The following is an 11,375-nucleotide window of genomic DNA, read 5'->3' as shown; positions in this document are numbered from 1 at the left end:
TGATTCAACCCACACTCCTTGGGTTTTGTATGTATAGACGCGGTTTCAACCGCCCCGTCTCCTAAAAATCGAAATAAATATAAGGCAAACCACCGTCTGGGGCCAACACCCAAACCGCATACAAACAAATCGGCACTAACACTAATTTCACAGGCCAATTTAACTCCAACTTCAAACCCCGACTCAGGGCATAATTCGCCAGCATTGCGGCAGCCACAGCCCCCAAGATCCAAGTTAAATGCACTCTTTCCAAACCCAAAGCTTCCACATAAACTTTATGCGCAAACTGCACGTCAGCAGGATGTCCCCACAAATGCGAAATTGCCCATCCCGAATCCTTTAAATCGGGAAGCCTGAAAAATACCCAACTACCAAAAACCATCGTTTGAGTTAACAGCCAACCCACTGCCATTCCGATCGCATTTTCCCACAAAAACTCGATCCGCAACTTCTTAAAAGTCACATCCGTCACCCGGTGCACCGCCAAAGCCAAACCGTGCAAACCTCCCCACACTATAAATCCCCAAGCCGCCCCGTGCCAAATTCCGGCAATTAACATCACCACCGACAAATTGAGACAAGTACGCCACAAACCAACGCGCGAACCCCCTAAGGGAAAATACAAATAATTGCGCAGCCAATCCCCCAAAGTCATGTGCCAGCGCCGCCAAAAATCAGCAATACTGGTACTAAAATAAGGGAAATCAAAATTTGGTGGCAAATACCAACCTAGCAGCAAAGCTGTACCGCGCGCCATGTCAACATAGCCGCTAAAATCGAGATAAAGTTGCAGCCCGTAAGCAAAAATTGCCAGCCACAAATCCTCGCTTCCCGCCCGCTGCAAGTTGGTAAAGCTTAAATCGACATAAATTCCCAGATTGTCAGCGAAAAGACCTTTTTTGACTGCGCCGAAGGCGATCGTCCAAAGTGCCTCAGAAATGCGATCTGGCGTCGGAAATTTCTGTGATTTCAGTTGATAAATCAAGTTGTGATAGCGAGTAATCGGGCCAGAAATCAGTTTCGCAAAAAACAACTTGTAAGCAGCAAAGTGCAGCAGCGAATTAGCCGCCGGCGCGCCACGGTACACGTCTATCAAATAAGCAATGCACTCAAAGCAAAAGAAACTCAATCCCAAAGGTGCAACTACGTGAGTTTTCACCCAGTTAGCGCTGTCTAAAGCAACAGGCCAATTTAACAAAGTGCCGATCGAATTCAAGAAAAAAGGCACATACTTAAAACCCAGCAGCAGCAACACATTCAGCCCAATTCCCAGCCACAGCAGCCACAAACGGCGGCGGTTCCAAGATTCATTAGCAATCCGCCAATCCAGAGGTTCCCCAATCGCCATCGCCAAGCAGTAATTAAACACCACACCGACTAACAGTAAAGGAATGTACCAAATTTGCAGCGAAGCATAAAAAATTAGACTTCCCGTCAGCATGACAAACAGCCGCCACCACCGCAGCGGAACCAACCAGTAAGCCGCAAACAAAACCAACAGAAACAGGGCATATTGAATGGAGATGAAAGTCATGCGATTTTAGATTTGGGATTTGGGATTTGGGATTGAAGAATTGCAGAAGTGGGAAGGGCTGATTCTGTATGTGTTCGGATCTTACCTACAGTTGCATTATTTTTGATCGAGATTTTGCTAACAACCAGATTTATCGTGGATTTTAGCCGATCGCCCACACGAAAACAGGCACTCGGCAAGTCCCTAATGTAGAGTCGGCAACTGAGAACTGCTAAATTTTACAGCACAAAGGTTAAATGCTGTTGCAAATTAAATAAACTTTGTTTTTGTCTACCTGGTTGCAAGGGTAAGTCGGATGTTCACCACCGTTGGCGCCCCCGATCGCAGTACAATGAACTTCTGCAAAAGAGTCTTTCACCAAATAGCGAAAAACTCTTTTGCTCTTTGACCATCAAAACTTTTGGTACCCAATCGCCCGCAGCAGATACAGAATTTACGATCGCCCGCCCTGTTTCCTCTGGTTTAGCTGCGGGCTTTTGTGCAGATACTTCTGGATCTCCAGCATAGGCGATCGGCAAATTCACCAAAAAAGTCGAACCAACCCCGGGCGAACTTTGGATTTCAATACTTCCCCCCAGAAATTCCGCCATTTTTCTACACAGAGACAATCCCAATCCCGTACCTTTCACGCTCTTCTGCAAGTGATTTTCCACTTGGACAAATTCTTCAAAAATCCGCGTTTGGTCGGCGGTTGGAATGCCAATACCCGTATCAGCCACAGAAAAAGTAACTGTTCCCCCCTCTCCCAATTCGGCAGCAACTCGCACTTCCCCGGCTTCGGTAAATTTCAGCGCATTAGAAATCAGATTGCGCAAAATCTGAGAAACTTTTCCCTCGTCGGTGGTCAGGGTTGGAAGTTCCAGAGGCGCTTCAAAAATTAGACTTACGGTCGATTTTTGCGGTAGCAAGGGGCGCATCATTCCCCGCAGCGCGCTGAACAAATCTTCGACTTCAAAATCAGCCACGCGCACAGTTACTTTTCCGGCTTCGACTTTGGCTAAATCTAACGAGTCGTTGACAAGTTCCGCCAAAGATTCGGCGGATTTACGAATAAAATTTAGTTGCTTATCTTGTTCGGTTGAAAGTTCTCCGTCGAGGCGATTTAACAAGATTTCGGAAATGCTGAGAATTGTGGTTAGCGGAGTGCGAAACTCGTGACTCATGTTGGAGAGAAAGCTAGTTTTGAGTTCGCCCTCTCGCTGGAGAGATTCGGCTTTTTCGTTCAATTCCGCGTAAAGTGCGACGACTCCGCGATTCGTATCTTCTAGTTCTTGATTTAATTGTACGAGTTCTTCTTGACGCTGGCGGAGTTCGTCTAAAGTACGCAGCAATTCTTGATTTTGCTGCTGAATTTCCGCATAGGGATCTTCGGGAATTTGGCGCGCTAGTTTGTCTACTAATTGATTTAGCTCGATCGCACTCAGCGCAGGCATTTGCTTAGAAAACTGCTTAATCAATTGTACAGCAGTTCCGCGATCGGGCGCGGAGTCGATTTGCACCTCATCCATCAACCGTTTTGCTGCTGCTAAACCCATTCCCGCACCAGTTTGCGATCGAAAATTCGGGCCCAAAACCAGGGCTAAATCAGGAATTCCCGGGCCGCTGTCAGAAATCCGAGTCCGAAAAACTTGCGGCGATTCCCCTTCCACAATAAATTCTACTTTGCCGCCACCTGCATATTTGAAAGCATTGCGGGCAATTTCGGAAACTGCTGTCGCGATGCGGGTTTGTGATTGGGAGTCGAATCCCAACAATGCGCCTATTTGGCGAGCTCTTTGGCGGACTTGTACGATGTCTTGTTCAAAGCGGACTTCCGTCGTCAGGATTGGGTAAATCATGCCATTTTCGCATTGAAGCATTAGGGATTTTCGATTGGGGAATCGCTGATGAATATCATGATTTAGGGCTCACAACGCAGTTTCATTCTGTTTCGGAATTGGTATCAAGCTGGTTGTTTTACCTTGGCTACTACAACAGTCATGTCATCCCGAGTGCGTTTGAAGTCCCGGTAGAGTACCGCTGCGATTAAAGCCGGATGTCTCGCAGTCAAACCGGGGTAGCGGTTTAAATCCCACTGTGCCGCCAAACCATCCGAGTGCAGGATTAGCAGGGAATTGGGCGACCAAGGATAGACAAATTCTGCTACTTTTTGCATCCGATGTCCAACTGTGCCGTTGTAGGAAACCATGCTGCGAGCTTGGTTATCTGTGAACACTACACCAGTAATATTACCAACTCCGGCAAAACAAATTGTTTTTTGGGTACGATCGATTCGCGCGATCGCAGCAGCCGCTCCTCTGGTATTTTTTAAAGCAGCGTGGGCCTTCTCTAAAATAGCTTTCGGCCCCAGTTTAGCGTTTTCCCCAAATATCCGCACCGCTTCCTGCGACGCTTCCTGGGCCAAAACCCCGTAGCCGAGTCCGTCAGCAACTAAAATCAGATTTTTGTCAGCGTCATGAGCAGCAGCCCAGGAATCGCCACAAATTTGCTCTCCAACTTTCGGCAAGCCGACGACCCCAAATTCCAAGTAATTGATATTTTGGGAGGCTTCCCGGCTATTTTTTGCCACGAACAACCGCATTAATAAAGCTGTCCCCAGCTTCGGTACAGAATGAATATCAAAAAAACTAGAGAGGCGTTTAATGGCGCCGAGTCCAATTCCCGGCGTTCCCGCCGTCGAAAAACCATCCCGCAAACACTGACCGACATTTGCCATTCCCGGCCCTCGGTCTAGTGCTACTATTTCAATGCTATCTCCTGCCGCTGTTTTTACGGTTTGCAGCAAAATTTCTCCTTCGCGGGCGTGTTTGACCAGGTTTTTTGCTGCTTCGGTAGTCACAATTGCCACTTTACCGCGATCGGTCTCATTAAATCCGACTTCCGCCGCCAAGGCGACTGCAATTCGTCGCGCTTCTCCGACTTGACTTTCTTCTGTTACTGGTATGGCTACGGTATCGATCATTATTTTTGTAGTTCTAATCTTAAGCTAGTGCACATTTCAAAAGGAAGAAGTCATTAGTCATCTATCAGGGGTGCATCTGTCGCAAGGCAAATATATCCGTAGGGGCGAAGCATGACCGCCATCAATATGGGATTATAACTAATAACTTATATACGGTCATGCTTCGCCCTCTTCACAAATTAGATGTACCCGTTATCAGTGATTAGTGACCTCAGAAACCGGGTTTCTTAGAATATTTCTAGTTACCCAATTAAAAGGGTGCATCTCATTTTGGCCAGGGCGAAGCATTTCGGCATATAACTTATGAGTGATAATCAGAGATTTACTGCCGAAATGCTTCGCCCCTACAAGTATATTTTTATATATGAGATGCACCCACTCAAAAACTCGTAGAAACCCGCTTTCTCGCCCTCATCAATTGTTTCAGAAACCGAGTTTATGAGAATATTTCTAGTTCCTAAACACAAAACTCGTAGAAACCCAGTTTCTCGCCCCATCTCCCCATCTCCCCATCTCCCCATCTCCCCATCTCCCCATTTCCCCATCTCCAGACTCAGCGCCAGCGGACGATCGCAATTTTAGTCCCCTTACCCACTTTAGAAACAATCTCAAATTCGTGCATCAACCGCTTAGAACCGCTGAGCCCCAAACCCAAACCACGATCGGAAGTATAACCGTCAGTCATTGCCAATTCGATGTCTGCAATTCCCGGGCCGTTGTCTTCAAATATCAGCCGCAGTCCTTTGCGACTAGCTGATTGGAGCGTTTCGAGAGTTACAGTTCCCCCCTTGCCGTAGTCTACAGTATTGCGGGCAAGTTCGCTGGCTGCGGTAACAATTTTTGTTTGGTCTACTAAGCCGAATCCCATTGCTACAGCCCAACTTCGCACTTGCTGTCGGACGTGGACTATATCGGAGGACGATCGAATTTCTAGTGTCTCACGTTTTGACATGGCGGCTAATCTACTAAAATAGAACTTCTCCACAAAACATAGAAGTTACACTCCTCAACAAGTGTTCCTCGTAATAAGTCTTGAGTGTATCAAAAAAGTATTTACAAAAAAAACCATTTTTGAAGTCTCCGTGTCTAAATTACCGGAGAATTAATCGATTGTTTACACTTCTAAATCAGACAATTCCAAGGATTTTCGCAATAAATTCATCCCCTTTTCAACGCTTAAAGCTGTCCGAACTCCTGTCAAAGAAAGCCCCAATTCTACCAGCGTAATTGCCACCGCTGGCTGCATCCCGACCACAACTGTTTCAGCATCTAAAAATCGCGACATGGTAGCGATATTGTTGAGAATGCGACCGATAAAGGAATCTACGATCTCTAGGGAAGATATTTCTATTAAAACTCCTTTGACTCCTGTTTTTACTATGCGATTCGTCAGGTCGTCTTGCAAGGTCATTGCCAAGCGATCGTGCATATCCACTTGGATTGTCACTAGCAAAAATTCTCCCATTTGCAAAATCGGAATCCGTTCCATAAATTCACCTCTATTTGAGTTTTAAATCAATAAAAATTTTACGCACAAACACAATATAGCGGTTATCAATGTAAGTAACAGAGCAATTACAAATTACCCGTTCCCAATTCCCTGTTTGCCCCATGCCCCATGCCCCATCCCCAATGCCCCATTCCCACTACTATATAATAATTGCTATAATTTTTATCTCTCCTCTTTAATATTTTTTATAGTTAAACCTTGGCGCTGCAAAGCGACTTTAAAAGCATCTGCCAGAGTCGCTTTAGTCAGAATATCCTGCAAGTCAACTCCCAAATGAACAATGGTTTGAGCGATTTGCGGGCGAATGCCGCTGATGATGCACTCAGTACCCATTAAACGGGCGGCGGCAACAGTTTTTAATAAATGTTGAGCGACTAAAGTATCAACAGTCGGCACCCCTGTAATATCTAAAATCGCAAATTCTGAGCCTGTTTCCATAATTTCTTGTAGCAAAGTTTCCATAACTATTTGAGTGCGGGCGCTGTCGAGAGTTCCGATCATTGGTAAGGCGAGAATGCCTTGCCAAAGTTTGACTACAGGTGTTGACAATTCCAGCATTTCTTGCTGCTGGCGTTCGATGACTTCTTCGCGAGCTTTGAGAAAGATTTCTGTTACCCAAAGGCCTAGCTGGTCTAATAAGCTGGTAGACAGCCATAGTTGTTCGACGAGTGCGTCGCGATTTTGTGTCAATTCGCGACAAAGCCGATCGAACAATGGCTTTTTGAAGCATAAAATAAAACTCGCGATCTCTGAGGGGGTAAAGCCCCTCTGAACTCGCGATCGCGAAACTTCTGCCAGCAGCAGCCGCATATTCTCCCATTCCGGCGTCTGGATGTCGCTTAAGTTACCGTGCCCCACTGCTATTTGCAGCAATTGCAGGAACTCTTGACACTCCGATCGCAATTCTTTGGCTCTCATCAAGTCGTCCCGCCGCAGCCCGGTGTTTTGCAGTTCTTTGAGCCAGTCTGCTAAGAGCTCAGCTTTGTTTTTTTCGAGGATTTGGGCGATCGTGTTATTGCTTGTGAGTTCCATTGAAATTATCTCCTGCTTAGCAATTGGGATGAAGTTGTATGAGCGATTCACGAAGAGGGATAGCTTCGCTCGCGCGTACTCTTCGTATTTTGATTGGGGCAACTTCTGAGTTTAACTCACTATTTCCTATTTGCGATCGGGGGCTAGGCGCCTAACTGCAAAATGCGTTTGACGATCGCGCTCGTAGAACTCGGAACTTCTATTTCGATCAACGAAATCTTGCCGCCTCCGGCGATCACCGTCGGTGCTTCCGGCAGAGTTGACAGTTGATAGTCGCCTCCTTTAACGTATATATCAGGCTTCAGGATACTTATCAGTTTAGTTGCTGTAATCTCGGAAAAAATTACTACCGCGTCTACTGATTTGAGGGCAGCTAAAACTTCGGCTCGCTGATTTTCTGGTACGATCGGGCGGGGCGGCAATCCCGGCTGCTGCGGTTTGATCGCTTGCACGCTAGCGTCGCTATTCAACCCCACCACGAGCGATCGCCCCAAAGCTTTTGCCGCCTGCAAATAACGGACGTGGCCTGCGTGCAGGATATCGAAGCAGCCGTTAGTAAACACGATCGGACGCCAATTATCCGGATCTGCTGCGATCGAGCTTTCAATTTCTCTCAACGTGTAAACACCAGAAATCATTGCATTCACCACTAGCAAATTTGAACGGGGATGAATCATCCTAGCAAGGAATGCGCGACAACGGCACCTTCCCCTTAAACATTCTACAATTTAAATGAATATCAACAGATAACCCGATTCTATTGAGTTAAGGTTTTTTGTCCCCAGCGCGGCGCCAGAACAATCTCCGTGTCTGTTTTTCACATCGTTTTACCCCTGGACTGCCTGAGTCCAAGGCTAGGGACATACAACCAATTTTTAATAATTATAAATTTAGGCTGTTAGTTGCCGCTAAATCGAATAAATTTATCCTCATACTTTATATAAAAAATATTAAAAAAAAGCAAATAATTAGTTATTAAAATAACCATAAATAAATCAATAATTGACAGAAGTTTTTTGACAAACTGGCTGCTTTGTTAGCGAACCGTTAGAAGACTCGTCATTATGACCGACGCGCAGCGGAGTTATTCTGACCAAAGAAAAGAAGAGAATATAAAGAGTTTACAATTGATGCGAGGAATGCTATGTCGGTGTATCTGTGACTTTGCTGTCGTGAATAAAGGTAATTGGTACTTGAAGGTTAAAAAGGTGGCGCAATACTTATTTATTCCAGCTTTCTGTGATATCAATTACTATAAGACAGGGGATTTTGTGCGACTGCCACTAGCAGCGGGAGATGTAAGGGGTGAAAGCCACCTAAAAGTTACCCTCCTGTGTCGATTATTTCGGACACCCCCAGGCAAGCAAAAGCCAGTTAAAAGCTGCTGCAAGAGCGTGTAGAACTACTCTGCGGGCTGCCTCCAGCCCTCACGGGGGCAGCCGCTGGCTTTGACGGTCAGCACCCGCGCTCCGCCTCCTGTGCCAAACTCTGCACATAGCAGAGCCTGTAGCAGTGCCGGCCCAACTGGTGTCACCACCCCAGCTTGTGAAAAGCTGGGAGAAAATTTAGGCGAGTACCCGATCGAGCTATTTTGGTGGAAAATAACCTGAAGTACCTAACCTGGGCAAGCCTGTTTTTGGGGCTGCCAAACTCAGACAATCGGGCACGCTTTGATTCGTCGGCCCGGCACACGCGCCTCAACAGCCGTTTTCACTTTCAGGATTCCTGTTTTCACACAGCCAGGGACTGAAAGTCAAAGGATTGTGTTGCCGGGCCCACCACTCGCCTTCGCCAGGCATTCGCCACCAGCGAAGAAGGGCAATTGAGCGCTCCCACCAGTGAACTGATTAAACAAAATTTCGCTGAATCTAACGGTGTAGAATTATCTCACAGGAATTATGAAAGCAACTAATAGCCGTCAATTTTCTTCAGTCGCTGCTCGCACTCTAAAAGTAGTGGGAATTATCTTGATTCTCTCTGCTCTGCTTGACTGCATCGTTCTGTCGCTGCCAGGAGAAACCTCCGATATTCTCAATCGAGGCTGGCAGCTTGCCGCTGCGACTCAGATAGTTGACCGGGGGATTATTCCTTTGATGGGTATCGCCTTACTGATGACAGGCTTTTGGGTGGACAGCAGCAGCGGAGTTTCTATTGACAGACGCAATGTTTGGGTTGATTTGCGATTCTGGGCGCTGTTGATTTCCAGCTTGTTAGGGCTAATTTACCTGTTGGTGGTTCCCGTTCACCTCAACAATACTCGTTTGGAACTCAAGGATGCTCTGGCTCAAGTCGATAAAGAAGCTGGACAAGCCGAAGGTCAACTTGAGGCGCAAATTAAAAGCGAGCAGTTTAAAGCTCAGGTAGAACAGCTCAAAAGCCAGCGCCGCAGCCAAATAGGCGCATTGCTGCAAGACGACGCAAAACTGCAACAAGCACTCAAGAGTCCAGATGTTCCCAAGGAATTGAAAGCTGTACTTCAAGAGTCGAAAAGTGACCCGAAAGCGCTCGACAAGTTCCTCGAACAGCAAGCCCAAGAACTGCCCAACCAAGCTCGCAACGAGATTCGCACCCGCAAACAACAAAAAGAGAAAGAGTTGAGAACTCGATCGAGAAATTCGAGTTTGCAGACAGGTATCAGCAGTTTGTTGTTGGCGATCGGCTATATTACTGTTGGTTGGACTGGACTCAGAAGTATGGGAATTCTACGGTTGGGGCACCGCAAAAATTGACCCACAAAACAACGGATACCAGCCCTCCACAATCATCGTACAGAGATCGACATTTTAGACCCAAGTTGCTGCTCCCAGACTAATCTGTGGACTAAATCTAAAATCTAAAATCGTCCGACAGCGGTAGCCTCCGTCTAAAACTTGTACGGCGAAGTCGAAGTATCTAAAATCGACCCACGGGAGCGCCCGGAGCGTGCAAGTCAAAACATCCCTGATAAATAAATACTTGATTTGCCGGATAGTTTGCCCTTACTGAAAGCTGGGAATGTTCTCAATTTATATTCTGACTTACAACGAAGAGATTGATATCGCCGCTTGCATAGAATCGGCACTGCCTTGTGACGATATCATTGTAGTTGATTCTTTCAGCAGCGATCGCACCCTTGAGATTGTTCAGAACTATCCCGTGCAAACAGTACAGCACCGCTTTGAAACTCACGGACGCCAGCGGACTTGGATGCTCCAAGAAGTACAATGCAAGTACGAATGGGTTTACATCCTCGAAGCTGACGAGCGGATGACACCTGCACTGTTTGCTGAATGCTTACAGGCGATCGCTAGTCCAGAATATATCGGCTATTATGTAGCTGAAAAAGTAATATTTATGGAGCGCTGGATTCGCCGCAGCACTCAATATCCGCGCTATCAAATGCGCCTGTTTCGCAAAGACCTAGTGTGGTTTACTGACTACGGTCACACCGAACGGGAAGTCTGCAACGGGCCGACTCATTTTTTGAAGGAAACCTACCCTCACTATACTTGCAGCAAAGGTCTTTCCCGCTGGATTGAAAAGCACAACCGCTACTCGACTGACGAAGCGGCTGAAACTCTCCGCCAATTATCAGCAGGTCAAGTAAATTGGTGGGATTTATTGTTTGGCGCGTCGGAGGTAGAAAGGCGCCGCGCTTTGAAAGACTTTTCTTTGCGCTTGCCTTTGCGGCCTGTGGTGCGCTTTTTTTATATGTATATTTTACTCGGCGGGTTTCTTGACGGTCAAGCTGGATTGGCTTGGTGCACGCTGCAAGCTTTTTATGAATATTTAATATTGCTGAAAGTGTGGGAAATGAAGCATATGCCGCTGCCAATTTTAGAAGCAGTTGAGGAACAGTCTATTTCGGAAGTTGTAACAGTTGAGCAGTCTAAAGTTTCTTATAATCTTGGCGCTTCCGATACTGGTAATTGAAAATTGGGAATTCGTAATTGGGAATTGGTTATGGGTTATGGGTTATTGGTTATTGGTTATTTGTTATTAGTTATTGGTGATTGGTGATTGGTGATTGGTGATTGGTTATTTGTTATTGGTGATTGGTTATTTGTTATTGGTTATTGGTGATTGGTGATTGGTTATTTGTTATTGGGAATTGGGAATTGGTGATTGGGAATTTCAGACCTAACTGCTAACACCTAACGAATAAAAAATGCCAACTGCCAACTATCAACTATCAACTATCAACTGCCAACTGCCAACTATCAACTATCAACTATCAACTGCCAACTGCCAACTGCCAACTATCAACTATCAACTGCCAACTATCAACTATCAACTGCCAACTATCAACTGTCAACTGTCAACTGCTTTCGGAGTCAACTGTCAACTGTCAACTGCTA

General features: G+C 46.2%; 9 protein-coding genes and 1 pseudogene. 3 read left to right on the top strand and 7 right to left on the bottom strand.

Going from position 1 to position 11,375, the window contains the following annotated elements:
- Positions 1–61 precede the first annotated feature (61 nt).
- The 7 genes from QT974_RS15770 to rfaE2 form a co-directional block, all read right to left on the bottom strand.
- On the bottom strand, positions 62–1,534 hold the full coding sequence (locus QT974_RS15770; protein WP_333469404.1) for an MBOAT family O-acyltransferase: 1,473 nt from the start codon (positions 1,532–1,534) through the stop codon (positions 62–64).
- 299 nt (positions 1,535–1,833) lie between these two features.
- Positions 1,834–3,393 carry an ATP-binding protein gene (locus tag QT974_RS15765; RefSeq protein WP_333469403.1) on the bottom strand — a complete coding sequence of 520 codons (1,560 nt, stop codon included), beginning with the start codon at positions 3,391–3,393 and terminating at the stop codon, positions 1,834–1,836.
- Positions 3,394–3,476: 83 nt separating this feature from the next.
- Positions 3,477–4,496 (bottom strand): ATP-binding SpoIIE family protein phosphatase, encoded by a 1,020-nt coding sequence (locus tag QT974_RS15760; protein ID WP_333469402.1) that lies wholly within the window; start codon positions 4,494–4,496, stop codon positions 3,477–3,479.
- 553 nt (positions 4,497–5,049) lie between these two features.
- Positions 5,050–5,448 (bottom strand): anti-sigma regulatory factor, encoded by a 399-nt coding sequence (locus tag QT974_RS15755; RefSeq protein ID WP_333469401.1) that lies wholly within the window; start codon positions 5,446–5,448, stop codon positions 5,050–5,052.
- A 162-nt stretch (positions 5,449–5,610) separates the two neighbouring features.
- Positions 5,611–5,985: an STAS domain-containing protein gene (locus QT974_RS15750; RefSeq protein WP_333469400.1), complete on the bottom strand. Its 375-nt coding sequence runs from the start codon at positions 5,983–5,985 to the stop codon at positions 5,611–5,613.
- A gap of 183 nt (positions 5,986–6,168) precedes the next feature.
- Positions 6,169–7,038: an STAS domain-containing protein gene (locus tag QT974_RS15745; RefSeq protein WP_333469399.1), complete on the bottom strand. Its 870-nt coding sequence runs from the start codon at positions 7,036–7,038 to the stop codon at positions 6,169–6,171.
- Between the two features lie 143 nt (positions 7,039–7,181).
- Positions 7,182–7,676 (bottom strand): D-glycero-beta-D-manno-heptose 1-phosphate adenylyltransferase, encoded by a 495-nt coding sequence (gene rfaE2, locus QT974_RS15740; RefSeq protein WP_333469410.1) that lies wholly within the window; start codon positions 7,674–7,676, stop codon positions 7,182–7,184.
- Positions 7,677–8,936: 1,260 nt separating this feature from the next.
- Here rfaE2 and hpsJ-B point away from each other — a divergent pair.
- From hpsJ-B to QT974_RS15725, 3 genes and pseudogenes are all read left to right on the top strand, one after another.
- A complete protein-coding gene (hpsJ-B, locus tag QT974_RS15735; RefSeq protein WP_333469398.1) occupies positions 8,937–9,767 on the top strand; it encodes a hormogonium polysaccharide biosynthesis protein HpsJ in 831 nt (276 codons plus the stop codon).
- Positions 9,768–10,032: 265 nt separating this feature from the next.
- Positions 10,033–10,950, top strand: coding sequence for a glycosyltransferase family 2 protein (locus tag QT974_RS15730; RefSeq protein ID WP_333469397.1), 918 nt, complete (start codon positions 10,033–10,035; stop codon positions 10,948–10,950).
- 235 nt (positions 10,951–11,185) lie between these two features.
- Positions 11,186–11,375: pseudogene (locus QT974_RS15725) on the top strand (hypothetical protein); the annotation flags it as partial.

This window comes from Microcoleus sp. BM001215392 (assembly GCF_036700185.1).
In the GTDB taxonomy this organism is placed as follows: Bacteria; Cyanobacteriota; Cyanobacteriia; order Cyanobacteriales; family Microcoleaceae; genus Microcoleus.
This window is presented reverse-complemented; position numbering and strand designations above follow the sequence as displayed.